At 63.5% G+C, this 13,841-nt stretch carries 11 protein-coding genes and 1 pseudogene; 4 read left to right on the top strand and 8 right to left on the bottom strand.

Annotated elements, in window-relative coordinates; translation table 11 throughout:
- Positions 1-52 precede the first annotated feature (52 nt).
- Positions 53-2,578 carry a glycogen/starch/alpha-glucan phosphorylase gene (locus IVB31_RS32065; RefSeq protein WP_247332034.1) on the bottom strand — a complete coding sequence of 842 codons (2,526 nt, stop codon included), beginning with the start codon at positions 2,576-2,578 and terminating at the stop codon, positions 53-55.
- 206 nt (positions 2,579-2,784) lie between these two features.
- Between IVB31_RS32065 and IVB31_RS32070 the strand changes: the two genes are divergently transcribed.
- On the top strand, positions 2,785-3,039 hold the full coding sequence (locus IVB31_RS32070; RefSeq protein WP_247332035.1) for a hypothetical protein: 255 nt from the start codon (positions 2,785-2,787) through the stop codon (positions 3,037-3,039).
- 63 nt (positions 3,040-3,102) lie between these two features.
- On the opposite strand, the gene IVB31_RS32075 is transcribed toward IVB31_RS32070, so the two are convergent.
- The gene (locus IVB31_RS32075; RefSeq protein ID WP_247332036.1) at positions 3,103-3,393 is read right to left on the bottom strand and encodes a GIY-YIG nuclease family protein; all 291 of its coding nucleotides are present in this window, start codon (positions 3,391-3,393) and stop codon (positions 3,103-3,105) included.
- A gap of 204 nt (positions 3,394-3,597) precedes the next feature.
- On the opposite strand from IVB31_RS32075, the gene IVB31_RS32080 reads away from it, so the two are divergent.
- Positions 3,598-4,029 (top strand): hypothetical protein, encoded by a 432-nt coding sequence (locus IVB31_RS32080; protein WP_247332037.1) that lies wholly within the window; start codon positions 3,598-3,600, stop codon positions 4,027-4,029.
- Between the two features lie 47 nt (positions 4,030-4,076).
- Here the strand turns inward: IVB31_RS32080 and IVB31_RS32085 are convergent, their stop codons facing one another.
- Together IVB31_RS32085 and pyrE are read right to left on the bottom strand one after the other, a co-directional pair.
- Positions 4,077-4,850 carry a DUF2865 domain-containing protein gene (locus IVB31_RS32085; protein WP_247332373.1) on the bottom strand — a complete coding sequence of 258 codons (774 nt, stop codon included), beginning with the start codon at positions 4,848-4,850 and terminating at the stop codon, positions 4,077-4,079.
- 294 nt (positions 4,851-5,144) lie between these two features.
- Positions 5,145-5,708 (bottom strand): orotate phosphoribosyltransferase, encoded by a 564-nt coding sequence (pyrE, locus tag IVB31_RS32090; protein ID WP_247332039.1) that lies wholly within the window; start codon positions 5,706-5,708, stop codon positions 5,145-5,147.
- A 199-nt stretch (positions 5,709-5,907) separates the two neighbouring features.
- Between pyrE and IVB31_RS32095 the strand changes: the two genes are divergently transcribed.
- Positions 5,908-6,534, top strand: coding sequence for a glutathione binding-like protein (locus IVB31_RS32095; RefSeq protein WP_247332041.1), 627 nt, complete (start codon positions 5,908-5,910; stop codon positions 6,532-6,534).
- A gap of 123 nt (positions 6,535-6,657) precedes the next feature.
- On the opposite strand, the gene IVB31_RS32100 is transcribed toward IVB31_RS32095, so the two are convergent.
- From IVB31_RS32100 to IVB31_RS32115, 4 genes are all read right to left on the bottom strand, one after another.
- Entirely contained in the window at positions 6,658-7,293 is a 636-nt protein-coding gene (locus IVB31_RS32100; RefSeq protein WP_247332042.1) for a LysE family translocator, read from the bottom strand.
- 106 nt (positions 7,294-7,399) lie between these two features.
- Complete coding sequence (locus tag IVB31_RS32105; protein WP_247332043.1) at positions 7,400-8,257, bottom strand: hypothetical protein; 858 nt, start codon at positions 8,255-8,257, stop codon at positions 7,400-7,402.
- Between the two features lie 105 nt (positions 8,258-8,362).
- The gene (gene polA / locus IVB31_RS32110) at positions 8,363-11,392 is read right to left on the bottom strand and encodes a DNA polymerase I (protein WP_247332044.1); all 3,030 of its coding nucleotides are present in this window, start codon (positions 11,390-11,392) and stop codon (positions 8,363-8,365) included.
- A gap of 191 nt (positions 11,393-11,583) precedes the next feature.
- Complete coding sequence (locus IVB31_RS32115) at positions 11,584-12,651, bottom strand: acyltransferase family protein (RefSeq protein ID WP_247332045.1); 1,068 nt, start codon at positions 12,649-12,651, stop codon at positions 11,584-11,586.
- A 195-nt stretch (positions 12,652-12,846) separates the two neighbouring features.
- Between IVB31_RS32115 and IVB31_RS32120 the strand changes: the two are divergent.
- Positions 12,847-13,841: pseudogene (locus IVB31_RS32120) on the top strand (UDP-glucose/GDP-mannose dehydrogenase family protein); the annotation flags it as partial.

Genomic DNA, 13,841 nt, shown 5'->3' on the forward strand with positions numbered 1-13,841 from the left:
CGCCGGCCTGTGCAATTACATCTGGCCCAGCCGATTTCACGCTGCGGAAAAATCAGCCGGTCGCCCCGCGCCGATCCTCCGCGTCCTGGAATGGCGGCGTGATCGGATTCACCGGCACGTTCCAGATCTCCTCGGCATATTCGCGGATGGTGCGATCCGAGGAGAACCACGCCATGCGCGCGACATTGAGGATGGAGGCGCGCGTCCAGGCCGGCGCCACCTGCCAGCGCGCGTCCACGCTGCGCTGCGCGTCGTAATAGGAATCGAAGTCGGCGCTGACCATGTAATGGTCGAGATAGCGCAGCGCGTGCGCGATGGATTCGAAACGGCCGGGATCGCCGGGCGAGAACTCGCCGGCGCCGATCGCATTGATGGCGCGCTGGAGCTTTGGCGATCTGCGGATCACGTCGGAAGCGTCCAGCCCCTGCTTGCGCCGGATCATCACGTCGCCGGCTTCCATGCCGAAGATCGCGATGTTCTCCGCGCCGACATGGTCACGGATCTCGATGTTGGCGCCGTCGAGCGTGCCGATGGTGAGGGCGCCGTTCAACGACAGCTTCATGTTGCCGGTGCCGGAGGCTTCCATGCCGGCGGTCGAGATCTGCTCGGACAGGTCGGCCGCGGGAATGATCACCTCGGCGAGGCTGACATTGTAGTCCGGCAGGAAGACGACCTTGAGCTTGCCGCCGATCGCGGGATCGTTGTTGACGACTTCCGCAACGTCGTTGATCAGCTTGATGATCAGTTTTGCGTATTTGTAGCTCGCGGCCGCCTTGCCGGCGAAGATCTTGACCCTCGGCACCCAATTGCCGTTGGGATCGTCCTTGATCGCCTGGTACAGCGCGACCGTCTCGATGACGTTGAGCAGCTGGCGTTTATATTCGTGGATGCGCTTGATCTGCACGTCGAACAGCGCATTCGGGTCGACCTTGATGCCGAGCCGTTCGCCGATCAGGCGCGCCAGCGCGGTCTTGTTGTGAAGCTTGACGCTGCGAAACTTCTTCTGGAATTCGACGTCGCTGGCACGCGCCTCGATCAGGCTGAGCTGCGTCGGATCGTCGAGCACGGCATCGCCGCAGGCCTCGCGCAACAAATCGGTCAGCCGCGGATTCGCCAGCATCAGCCAGCGGCGGAAGGTGATGCCGTTGGTCTTGTTGGTGATGCGGCCGGGATAGAGATGGTTGAGATCGTGGAATACGGTCTCGCGCATCAAATCCGAATGCATCGCCGAGACGCCGTTGATGCGATGCGAGCCGACGAAGGCGAGCTGGCCCATGCGCACGCGGCGGCCGCTCCTCTCGTCGATCAGCGAGACCGAGGCGCGGAAATCGATGTCGCCGGGCGCGCGCGCTTCCGCAAGCGCGAGATGCTGGACGTTGATGCGATAGATGATCTCGAGATGGCGCGGCAGCAGCCGCTCGAACAGCTCGACCGGCCAGGTCTCCAGTGCTTCCGGCAGCAGCGTGTGGTTGGTGTAGGACAGCGTCGCGACTGTGATCTTCCAGGCCTCGTCCCAGCGGAAATTGTGCAAATCGACGAGGATGCGCATCAGCTCGGTGACGGCGAGGCTCGGATGGGTGTCGTTGAGCTGCACCGCGACCTTGCTCGACAGGCTGCGAAGCTGGCCGTCCGACGCAAGATGCCGCTTGATGAGATCCTGGAGCGAGGCCGAGACGAAGAAATATTCCTGGCGCAGGCGCAGCTCGCGACCCGCCGGGCTCTCGTCGTTCGGATAGAGGAATTTGCAGATCGCCTCCGCGCGCGACTGCTCGGCGCTGGCGCTGACATAGTCGCCCTTGTCGAAGGCGTCGAGCTTCAACGGATCGGGCGAGCGCGCCGACCACAGCCGCAGCGCGTTGACGTGCTGGCCGCGCCAGCCGACGATCGGCGTGTCATAGGCGATCGCCTGCACGATCTCGGACGGATGCCAGATCGCGCGGTCGCGGCCCTTGTCGTCGACATGCTCGATGCCGCCGCCGAAATTGATGTCGTAGATCACCTCCGGCCGCTGCAATTCCCAGGGGTTGCCGAAGCCGAGCCATTCGTCCGGATATTCCTGCTGCCAGCCCTGATTGATGATCTGGCGGAACAGGCCGTAATCGTAGCGGATGCCATAGCCGATCGCGGGGATCGACAGCGTCGCCATGCTCTCCATGAAGCAGGCGGCAAGCCGGCCCAGGCCGCCATTGCCGAGTGCCGCATCCGGCTCGCATTTGCGCAACTCGGGCAGCGACACGCCGAGATCGCCGAGCGCGACCTCGAAGATCTTCAGGAGCCCCATGTTGTTGAGCGCGTCGGTGAAGAGACGGCCGATCAAAAATTCAAGCGAGAGATAATAGACGCGCTTGCGCCCGGCATCGTAGCTGCGCTTCTCGGCGCTCAGCCAGCGATGCACGATGCGGTCGCGCAATGCGAGCGCTGCGGCCTGGTACCAGTCGTGCCGGGTCGCCATCCCTGCGTCCTTGCCGACAGTCAGGCGCAGCTTCGCCAGGATCGCGCCCTTGATCTCGGCCAGCGCGAGTTCGTCGATGGGCTGGCCGGGGGCGGGGAAATTGGGCTGGAACGATGATTCTTGCAAAGCCGTCACTTCCTGGTCGATAGACTACTACTCACCCTACGCATCTTGCCCTTGTACCGGAACCATCGCTGGTGCGGCCGTGCACTGCGCTGGCGTAAAATTATGCAAGGAACGGGCCGACTTGGGTACCCGGACGCATACGGGGAAACGTGGATTCGGTGCTAGAATGGCGGCAGATTCAGCCATCAGTGTGGAGGAAACGTCCCATGACAGTTCTGATGCGACCTCTGATGAGACTGCTGATCGAAATCGCCGCCGCGACCTTCCTCGTCGTCTGCATCACCGCTTCCAGCGCCGCCTTCGCCGCCGGCAAGCCGGGCCGCAGCGCCGACGGCCTGAGCTGCGGCTTCACCGTTCCGCAAAACGCCTCGCCAGCCGCCCGCTGCGCCGCCATCAAGCGGCAGTGCGGCGGGAAATTTTATGCAAGCGCGTGCGGGGACAGGTTGATGTCGGCGATGTGAAGGGAGTTCAGATTGCCTCCACGATGTCGTCCTGGCGAAAGCCAAGACCCATTACCCCAACTGTCAGAGGCGGCCCGATCGGTCATTCCAGTCAGGGTTTTCCTCCTGGATCAACTTGATCTTCCAATCGCGCTTCCAGACCTTCAGTTGTTTCTCGCGGGCGATTGCCTCCTGCAGTGTCGCGAAGGTTTCGACGTGAACGAGACGGAAGATTTTGTACTTCTGTACGAACTTGGAGCCACGACCCGAGCGGTGCAACTCAAGCCTGGCACGGATGTCGTTGGTAACGCCGATATAGATCGTGCCGTGATGACGGCTCGTGAGAATGTAGACATAGTAGCTGCCTGTGCTCATGGGGCTCAAGCTCGCAAAAACAACGCTGACCGGGGTAATGGGTCCTGGCTTTCGCCAGGACGACGACTTCGTATGGGCCCGTCGGATTTCCGATAGGGCGATCAGAACAAATTAAGAACACTTTAGCAAGTCTTTGATATATCATTGTGATTCGGCGCGTGGCCGACACAATATCTAGCGTCCGTCAGACTTTGCGAGGACTACATGTCCACCATTGCCTTCGATCAATTTGCCCTCACCCGGATCGCCGATTTCGCGCGCTCGCTGTCGCGGCTGCATCAGGCGGCGCGGCGGTACGCCGTCGACGACGACCAGTTCGACCGCGAGTTCAACGCCGTGTGCCAGTCGATCTGGGGCTACACCATCGACGACATCAGCGACGATCTGTTCTCGGTCGAGGATCATCTATTCCTCGACACGCTGGACGAGGCGCATGCGCGCATCTTCGCAGCCGAACAGGGCTACGACCTCGTCGACGACCAGGGCATGCTGACCGACTGGTGGGGCTTTTGCTGGATGATCCTGGCCGAGAAGCGCGGCCTGCTCACGGCGGACAACCGCGCCGCCGCGCGCGCAGCGATCGAGGAGAAATATCTGGCGGCGCCGAACGTGATCGGGGTCATCATCGGGAGGTAGCGCAACAACCGTCATTGCCCGCAATGACGGCTCGGATGCAGTGGACCCTAATCCAGCCCCGCCCGCTTCGCCGGCTTCTGCGTCTTCGGCACCGTCACGTCAGGCAGCGTCTCGCGGACGATCTCGGCGGCCGGCGCATCCGCCGCCACCGTTTCCGCCCGCACCGGCGCCACCTTCATCTCGCCGAGGCGCGCGCGAACCTGCGCGGTGAGGCCGGGATAGGAGGCGACCGGAGTGAAGTCGGCAGCCTGGTCGTTGCCGACGCGGATGCCGGTATAGGCGACGAGGCCGTCGGTGGTGGCGATCACGTCACCGGGTTTCAGCGACGAGTCCAGCGCCAGATCGACCGGAGCGAGGCCGACCGGCTCGCGGCCGTTGCAGGTGCAGTCGGCGCGCAGCGCCTTGCGGTAGGCGAACGCGTTCTCGCTGTCGGCGTAGCGCTCACCGGTCTGCGACGCGGCGCCGTCGATCGAGGAGCCGAAATAGATTTTAGTCGTGCTGGCAGGACAGAACGCCTGACACATCTGCGCGGGCGAGGCGAGGCCGCGCATCAGCGGAAAATATTTGCCGTCGCAGCTGCGCACGCAGAACGCGGGTCCCGAGCCGCCGGCCGCGGCCGAACGCGTCGGGGGCACGTATTGCGGGGTTGCTGCATTTTGCTGGCCGGTGAACGGGTCGGCGTATGAGCTCGCCTGCTGCGGCACCTCACGCTGCGGCCGTTGCTGCTGCATGCCGCCGAAGAAGAAGTCGAACAGGCCCTCGGCCGAAACCGGGGCCGGGGCCGCAAGCAGCGGTGCTGCCAGTGTGGCGGCGACAAGCATCGCGCGCCGCCGCCGGCGCGCATGGGACATGACTGTACGCAAACGCTTACTCCACCCGACGCTACTCAATCGGCCGGGACCCATCAGGTCTCAGCACATGGTTCACCATAAAGCGGGATGGTAAATGAGCGGTTGAGGGAGGGTGCGTGACGAACGCTCCCCGTGCCCCGGACGCAGCGCAGCGCTTCTTCAGCGCTACGCTGCAGAGCCGGGGCCCATGCGGATGGGGAAAGCTGGGTCCCGGTTCTGCGGCGCGTCGTTACGCGCTGCGTCGCGCCCGGGACAAGAGAGCGGTCAGGCCTTCAAAAATTCCGACGCCTTGTAGAGCGAGCGGAACGGCAGGCCGGCTGCGCCGAAGGTGTCGTCGGCGCCTTCTTCGCGGTCGACCATGGTCAGCACCAGCACCACTTCGGCGCCGGTCTCGCGCACGGATTCCACCGCCTTCATCGCCGAGCCGCCGGTGGTGGTGACGTCCTCGACGATCACGACGCGCTTGCCCTCGAGCGTCTCGCCCCTGGGCAGCCCCTCGATCGCGAGCTTGGCACCATGCTCCTTCGGCTTCTTGCGCACGAAGAACGCCGCGATCGGATGACCCTTGATCCAGGAGATCTGCGCCAGCGCGCCGGCCAGCGGCACCGCACCCATCTCGAGGCCGCCGACGAAATCGAGATTGTCGTCCTTCAGCGCCTCATAGGTCAGCTCGGCGAGCAGGGTCGCACCCTCGGGGTCAAGCATGGTCGGCTTCAGGTTGAAGTAGAAATCGCTCTTGCGGCCCGACGCGAGCGTCACCTCGCCGCGGCCGAAGGAGCGCCGGCGGATGATCTCGAACAGGCGGGCGCGGGAGGCTGATTTCGACACGGCGGTCCCTCGGGAGCGTTTTTGGAAGTGGCAGAATTTATCCGCGACGGCCACGACATTCCAGAGGGGGCGTCCCCCGTCAACAGGGATCGGCCATCCCGGAGCGCCGGTTGTGGGGGTGCAACCTTCTGGAGTAGGTGGATGCCGGATATCCCGGGCAGGAAACTGGGCCAGGACACTGGGCAAGGACAAGCCAAAAATGACCATCGAGCTGCACACCTGGAACACGCCGAACGGCCGCAAGATCTCGGTCGCGCTGGAGGAAATGGGGCTGCCCTACAAGGTGATTCCGGTGAACATCGGCAAGGGCGAGCAGATGGCGCCGGAATTCCTGAAGCTCTCCCCGAACAACAAGATCCCCGCGATCGTCGATCCCGATGGCCCGGACGGCAAGCCCGTCAGCATCTTCGAGTCTGGCGCGATCCTGCTCTATCTCGGTGAAAAGACCGGCAAATTCCTGCCGAAATCGCTCTCCGGGCGCATCCCCGTCTACGAATGGCTGATGTGGCAGATGGGCGGCTTCGGGCCGATGCCGGGCCAGGTGCACCATTTCATCGCGCTCGAGAACGAGCAGGATCGCGCCTACGGCCTCAAGCGCTACATGGTGGAGACGCGACGGCTCTATGGCGTGCTCGACCGCCGGCTGGAGACCCGCGACTTCGTCGCCGGCGATCTCTCGGTTGCCGATTTTGCCATCCTGGGCTGGGCCTGGCGCCACCCTCGCCACAAGGTTGAGTTGGCCGACTTCCCCAACGTCAAGCGTTGGTACGAGGCCCTGATGGCGCGCCCGGCCGTGAAGCGCGGGATGGAGGCGAAGCTGGATTGACGAGGCGCTATCATTGCCCGACTTGATCGGGCGATCCAGTATTCCAGAGGCGATGGTGATTGAGCCGAGAGGCTGCGGTGTACTGGATGCCCCGGTCATGCCGGGGCATGACACCTCAATCCATCACACCTTCTTCGCCTCGACCGCCATCCTGATCGCAAGCCCGGCCAGCACCGTACCCATCAGCCAGCGCTGCACCAGCATCCAGTTTGGTCGGCTCGCAAGGGCCAGCGCGATCGATCCCGCCGCGAGCGCGATCATCGCATTGACGCTGACGCTGATCGCGATCTGGATCGCCCCCAGCACCACCGACTGCGTCAGCACGCTGCCGACGGTGGGATCGATGAACTGCGGCAGCAGCGCCAGATACAGCATCGCGATCTTCGGGTTGAGTAAATTGGTGACGAACCCCATCGCGAACAATTTGCGCGGGCTGTCGATCGCAAGCGTCCTGACCTGGAACGGCGAGCGCCCGCCCGGCTTCACCGCCTGCCAGGCCAGCCACAGCAGATAACCGGCGCCGGCAAAGCGCAGCGCGTCATAGGCAAAGGGGACGGCGAGCAGCAGTGCCGTAATGCCAAACGCCGCGCACAGCATATAGAACACGAAGCCCAGCGCGACGCCGCCGAGCGAGACGATGCCGGCCGCCGGGCCCTGCGTGATCGAACGCGAGATCAGGTAGATCATGTTCGGCCCGGGCGTGAGCACGAGACCGAGACAGACGAGGGCGAAGCCGAGCAGGGCGGAAGTATGGGGCATGGGAGAACCGGTGCGGGAGATGCAGCGGTTCTAATATGCGCTGGCCGGTGGGGCCATCGCGCAATTGCTCGGAGGACAATTCGATTCCCGCGTCCCGCAGGGATGCCTATTGCCCGTGACCTGCCTGCGCTGTGCTCGCGCCGGTTGCCGCATTCACATTGACAGCGGATCGGCCGTCTCCGGCGCGGAGATAGGTATCCATTCGCCCGGACGCCGCCTGAAACAGCCGATCTGAAAATGCTCCGGCGAGCAGGCAAAGGATCGTCACCTTCCAAAAGTCGGTTTCACCTGTAGTTTGAGTCGAGTTTGCGAAGATCGAAATGAATCCGGTAAAGAACAACCCGACCACCACGACCGATACGATTCCGCCCATCGCGAGCGAGGCCCACATCCTGCCGATCGATGCTCTGTCTTCGAAAAGGGCGCGCGACGGAGGGCCGGCAAGGTGCTTTGCGAAAATCGACATCAGCGCGCCAATTGCTCCAAGCGACAGCGCGCGCGCCACCACATAGATGTTCGTGCTGTCTATCGCGGCCGCATCCAGCTTTTTTCGGACCTCCGTCTGAGTCGAGTTGATGGTGACTTTCTTGGCTTTCAGATCTGCGAATTCGCCGTTGAGTTGGTCCAACTCGGCGTTTAGCCCGGTCATTTTTATCCCAGCTTCAAGCCCGGCTTTCGCAATTTCCTCGGCAGGAGCGCCGGCGAGAGTCATGCTGCTTTGTTTGGCTGTCAGGGCCGCCGCCAGCTCCTTCAGGCCACGCTCTAGTTTGGAGATTTGCGTGTGGTGCTCGGCAAGCTTGATGTCTGTGTCGCTCGCATCTTGAGAAAGCCCGGCGAGCTGTTGGCCGTATTCATGAAGCGCCAGCAGATATTCCGGATTGACGACCTTAAAGACGCCTGGTGTCGCAAGAAATCCCATCAACAAAAGAACAATGAACGTTACGACGCAAATTGTCGTGCGCATCGGTCGCCTCCCCCTGAAATGACGGCATCATTCCATTGAATCGGGGTGACCGCAACCTAGGGGCGTGGAGACGGAGGAATCGTTACGCAGCGCACAATTCTGCCGTTAGTGCGCCTCGTCCCAATTGTTCGCCGCGCGCGCATCCACATGCAGCGGCACCGAGAGCAGCACGGCCGGAAACGGTGCGTCCTGCATCACGTGCTGCACGATCGGCAGCGTCGCCGCGACCTCTGTATCCGGCACCTCGAAGATCAATTCGTCATGGACCTGGAGCAGCATCTGCGCAGTCAGTTTCTTCCGGACCAGGGCATCCTCCATCCGAATCATGGCGCGGCGGATGATGTCGGCGGCGGTGCCCTGAAGCCGCGCGTTGATGGCGGCGCGCTCGTTGAACGCGCGCACCGAGGCGTTCGAGGCCTTGATGTCGGGATAGTACATTTTCCGCCCGAACAGCGTGGTGACGTAGCCGTGGCTCCGGCAGAAATCCCGCGTCTCGTCCATATAGGCGCGGATGCCGGGGAAGCGCTCGAAGTATTTCTTGATGTAGGCGGAGGCTTCCTCCCGGCCGATGCCGAGCTGGTTGGCGAGGCCGAACGCCGAGATGCCGTAAATGATGCCGAAATTGATCGCCTTGGCGCGACGGCGGATCTCACTCGGCATACCCTCGATCGGCACGCCAAACATTTCCGATGCGGTCATGGCGTGAATGTCGAGGCCGTCCTTGAAGGCCTGCTTCAGCACGGGAATGTCGGCGATCTCCGCAAGCAGCCGCAGCTCGATCTGCGAATAGTCGGCGGAGACGAGCTTGTGCCCCGGTATCGCGATGAAGGCGCGCCGGATCTTGCGTCCGTCCTCGGTGCGCACCGGAATGTTCTGCAAATTCGGCTCGTTCGACGACAACCGGCCCGTCGTGGTCGCGGCCAGCGCGTAGGTCGTGTGCACGCGGTGGGTCTGCGGATGGACATAGGTCGGCAGCGCGTCGGTGTAGGTCGATTTCAATTTTGAGACCTGGCGCCACTCCAGAATCTTCTTCGGGAGGTCGTGGCCCTGCTCGGCGAGCTCGTCGAGCACCTGCGCGGTGGTGGACCACGCGCCGGTCTTGGTCTTGGTGCCGCCCGACAGTCCCATCTTGCCGAACAGGATGTCGCCGATCTGCTTCGGGCTGCCGACATTGACGGGCTCGCCCGCGATCTCCTGGATCTCGGCTTCGACCCGCGCGGCGGTCTGCGCGAAGTCGCCGGACAGGCGCGACAGCACCTGGCGGTCGATCGAGATGCCGCGCCGCTCCATCCGCGCGAGCACCGCGACCAGCGGTCGCTCCAACGTCTCGTAGACCGCGGTCATGTGCTCGGCGACGAGGCGCGGCTTCAGCACGCGCCAGACCCGCAAGGCGACGTCCGCGCCTTCCGCCGACAGCGGCGCGGCCTTGTCGATCGGCACTTGGTCGAACGTGATCTTGCCCTTGCCGCTGCCGAGCAATTCGCTCTCCTTCAGCATGGGGTGGCCGAACCAACGCTCGGAAAGCTGTTCCAGCCCATGCGAGCCGCGGCCGGCGTCCAGCACATAGGAGATCAGCTGCGCATCGTCGGTATTGCGCAAGGTGATGCCGTGCTGGGCCAGCATCACGGCGGTGAATTTGACGTCGAAGCCGATCTTGAGAATGCCGGATGATTCCAGCGCAGGGCGCAGCGCCTCGATGGCGTCGGCGTGCTTGACCTGATCGGGCGCGAGGCCCGCGTCGAACAGGCCGCCGCCGCCGCCGGACTGCTTGTGCGCGAGCGGGACGTAGCAGGCGTCGTTCGGCGCCAGCGCCAGCGCGATGCCGCAGAGATCGGCCTGCATCGGATCGACGGAGTTCGCGCGGATCTCGATCGCGACATGGCCGGTATCATGAATGCGCGCGATGAAGGCGTTTAGCTCTGCGAGTGACTTGATCGCCTGGTACTTGCTGCGATCGACCGGAAGCTTGCGCAAAGCCTCTTCGCGCGCGGCTGCGAGAGAAATCGGCGCGCCCTTCGGGCTCGCGGCCTTGTCCTCCTTGCTGGCCGAAGCGTTGCGCTGGCCCACTGGCGCTTGCGCCGGCGCGCCGGTTCCCGGGGTCGGGACGACGTCCGAAGGCGGCAACGGCGAGAAGACGCTGGCGCCGCTGGCATAGCCTGGATCGGCATCGACATTGGCGGGATCGATTTGCGAATAGTCGGCAACGCGGCGCGTCAGCGTGGAAAATTCCATCGCCTTCAGGAACGCGATCAGCTTGCGCGCATCGGGCTCGTGGACGGCAAGATCGTCCAGCGGCACCTCCAGCTCGACCTTGTCGTCGAGCAGCACCAGCTGGCGCGAGATCCGCGCCTTCTCGGCATTCTCGATCAGCGCCTCGCGCCGCTTCGGCTGCTTGATCTCGGTGGCGCGGAACAGCAATTGCTCGAGGTCGCCATATTCGACGATCAGTTGCGCGGCGGTCTTGATGCCGATGCCGGGCACGCCGGGCACGTTGTCTGTGGAATCGCCGGCCAGCGCCTGCACCTCCACCACCTTCTCCGGCGGCACGCCGAATTTCTCGATCACCTCGGGGATGCCGATGCGGCGATCCTTCATGGTGTCGTACATGGTCACGCAATCGGTGACGAGCTGCATCAGGTCCTTGTCGGAGGATACGATGGTGGCGCTCGCGCCGCGCTCGCAGGCCTGCCGCACATAGGTTGCGATGAGATCGTCGGCCTCGAAGCCGCCTTGTTCCAGGCAGGGCAGGTCAAAGGCGCGGACGGCCTCGCGGATCAGCGAAAATTGCGGGATCAGATCGTCAGGCGCCGGCGGCCGGTGCGCCTTGTATTCGGGATAGATCTTGTTGCGGAACGTGACCTCCGATTTGTCGAAGATGATCGCCAGATGCGTCGGCCGGTTGTCGGCGGGCATGTCGCGCAGCAGCTTCCACAACATGTTACAGAAGCCGAGCACGGCATTGACCTGCAACCCGTCGGACTTGCGGTTCAGCGGCGGCAGCGCATGGTAGGCGCGGAAGATGTAGCCGGAACCGTCGACCAGAAAGACGTGATCGCCCTTGCCGGCCGCCTTGGCGGCGACGGGCTTGGCGGACGTGGGCTTGGTCTCGGCGGCTTTGGGGGAGGTTTTGGGCATGCTGCAATGTATGAATTTTTGCGGCGTTTGACAGCCTGGCGGGAGGGATTTTTGGCTTGCTTGCGCCGCTATCCCCACTGTCATTCCCCGGCTTGACTGGGAATCCAGTTCGCCGCGGCCTATCGGTCGATAAAACTGCCGTCTCTGGAATACTGGGTCGCCCGGTCAAGCCGGGCGACGACAGCGGAGCGCTACTCCGCCGCCTGCAATCGCACGCCCGCCTTCTTCGGCGCGATCCAGAACGCGTCGGGCCGCTCGAACAGGAAATTGCCGCCGAGCCGCAGCGCGATCTGCCAGATCGCGAGCGATCCGACCACGCCGGCGATGGTGACGATCAGCGACACCGCACCGATGTCGGGAATGATACCGGTGTGCAGCAGCAGCGTCCGCGTTGCCGCCATCGGCAGGAAGAAGGCCAGATAGATCACGATCGAATGCTCGCCGCAGAAGCGGAAGACATTCAGCCATTGCACGCGCGCGAGCAGCGCGCCCGTCGTGACGATGGCGCAGGCGCCGGCGAAGCCGAGGACGAGCGAGACGATCGTCCATTCGCTGGCCCCACACCTAACCAGGCCGGCATTGACCAGCGCCCAAATCGCGAGCGCTGCCAGCGCCCATGCGGGATGATTGCGCGCGCGTTCCGCCAGCGCGAACACGTAAGGTGCGAACAGATAGCCCGAGTAGAAATAGACGAAGCGCGCGCAGAACTCGTCGATCGCGGTCCAGCCGGTTGCGACACGCGCCGTCTCCAGCGCAGCCGCAACGAGCCAGATCGCGGGCGGCGGGATTCGCCGTGTCAGTTTTGTGACGACGAAGAAGATCGGCAGCAGATAGATGAACCACAGGGTGCCGAACGGCTCGACGAAGGATTCCAGATAAAGCAGGCCGGCGTCGCGCCAGCTCGTTTCCGCGGCGAAGGCCGGGGCCTTGAAGCCGAACTGGATTGTCACCCAGACGACATAGAAATAGGCGAAATGCACCACCTTGCGGTCGAGATAGGTTCGCCAGTCCCGGTCGATCACCAGCGGCAGGAACAGCCCCGAAATCAGGAAGAAATCCGGCATCCGGAACGGCTTTGCGAAGGCCACCAATACATGCATGAAACCGGTCTTGCCGGCGGCGAGCTCGACCCCCAGCACCGAATGCATCATCACGACCATGACGATGCAGATGCCCTTGGCGTAATCGACCCAATCGACACGCGCAGCAGAAGGGGCCTTGAGTCCCCCGCTCGCGGCGATTGTGCCTGATGGTGCCATTGTGTCTCTTTTCGAGGCGTGTTCCGCCCGGGCCTGTGTGAACACGGAGCAATGTGGAGCCTGGCGGCTTACGATTTCTTTACCGGTACAATTCGTGTGCCGGTTTTTGCAACGCGAACTGTTCCCTCAGCTCGGGAAAATGCTAAACCGCCCCCGAATTGGGGTTTCGTTAACCAAGCCAAAACAGGGTTTTTCATGCGAATCGCGATGATCGGGACGGGCTATGTGGGACTGGTGTCCGGGGCCTGCTTTGCGGATTTCGGTCACGACGTCATTTGCGTCGACAAGGACGAGAAGAAGATCGCGGCACTTCATCGCGGCGAGATCCCGATCTATGAGCCCGGGCTCGACGAGTTGGTGGCGACCAACGTCAAGGCCAAGCGGCTGGCGTTCACCACCGATTTGTCGAAGCCGGTCGCGGAGGCCGATGCCGTGTTCATCGCGGTCGGCACGCCCTCGCGTCGGGGCGACGGCCACGCCGATCTGTCCTATGTCTACGCCGCCGCGAAAGAGATCGCGCAGTCGCTGTCCGGCTTCACGGTCGTGGTGACCAAGTCGACCGTTCCGGTCGGCACCGGCGACGAGGTCGAGCGCATCATCCGCGAGGCTAACCCCAAGGCCGACGTCGTCGTCGCCTCCAACCCCGAATTCCTGCGCGAGGGCGCGGCGATCCGCGACTTCAAGTTCCCCGATCGCGTCGTCGTCGGCACCTCCGACGAGCGCGGCCGCAAGGTGATGGGCGACATCTATCGGCCGCTATCGCTGAACCAGGCGCCGCTGATGTTCACGGAGCGCCGCACCGCCGAGATGATCAAATACGCGGCCAACGCCTTCCTCGCGACCAAGATCACCTTCATCAACGAGATCGCGGACCTCTCTGAAAAGGTCGGCGCCAACGTCCAGGAAGTGGCGCGCGGAATTGGTCTGGACAACCGCATCGGCACCAAGTTCCTGCATGCAGGTCCGGGCTTCGGCGGCTCCTGCTTCCCGAAGGACACCAAGGCGCTGATCAAGATCGCGCAGGATTATGATGTGAGCTTGCGCATCGTCGAATCCGTGCTGGCGGTCAACGAGAACCGCAAGCGCGCGATGGCACGCAAAGTGAGCCAGGCGCTCGGCGGTAGCTTGCGCGGCAAGACCATCGCCGTGCTCGGCCTCACCTTCAAGCCCGACACCGACGACATGCGCGA

Source organism: Bradyrhizobium sp. 21 (assembly GCF_023073335.1).
Classification (GTDB): Bacteria; Pseudomonadota; Alphaproteobacteria; order Rhizobiales; family Xanthobacteraceae; genus Bradyrhizobium.

Excerpts from the sequence above, each read along its gene's own strand:
- IVB31_RS32070 (WP_247332035.1), top strand. The coding sequence starts at position 2,785 with ATGACAGTTCTGATGCGACCTCTGATGAGACTGCTGATCGAAATCGCC.
- IVB31_RS32075 (WP_247332036.1), bottom strand. The coding sequence starts at position 3,393 with ATGAGCACAGGCAGCTACTATGTCTACATTCTCACGAGCCGTCATCAC.
- IVB31_RS32080 (WP_247332037.1), top strand. The coding sequence starts at position 3,598 with ATGTCCACCATTGCCTTCGATCAATTTGCCCTCACCCGGATCGCCGAT.
- IVB31_RS32085 (WP_247332373.1), bottom strand. The coding sequence starts at position 4,850 with ATGCTTGTCGCCGCCACACTGGCAGCACCGCTGCTTGCGGCCCCGGCC.
- IVB31_RS32095 (WP_247332041.1), top strand. The coding sequence starts at position 5,908 with ATGACCATCGAGCTGCACACCTGGAACACGCCGAACGGCCGCAAGATC.
- IVB31_RS32100 (WP_247332042.1), bottom strand. The coding sequence starts at position 7,293 with ATGCCCCATACTTCCGCCCTGCTCGGCTTCGCCCTCGTCTGTCTCGGT.
- IVB31_RS32105 (WP_247332043.1), bottom strand. The coding sequence starts at position 8,257 with ATGCGCACGACAATTTGCGTCGTAACGTTCATTGTTCTTTTGTTGATG.
- polA (WP_247332044.1), bottom strand. The coding sequence starts at position 11,392 with ATGCCCAAAACCTCCCCCAAAGCCGCCGAGACCAAGCCCACGTCCGCC.
- IVB31_RS32115 (WP_247332045.1), bottom strand. The coding sequence starts at position 12,651 with ATGGCACCATCAGGCACAATCGCCGCGAGCGGGGGACTCAAGGCCCCT.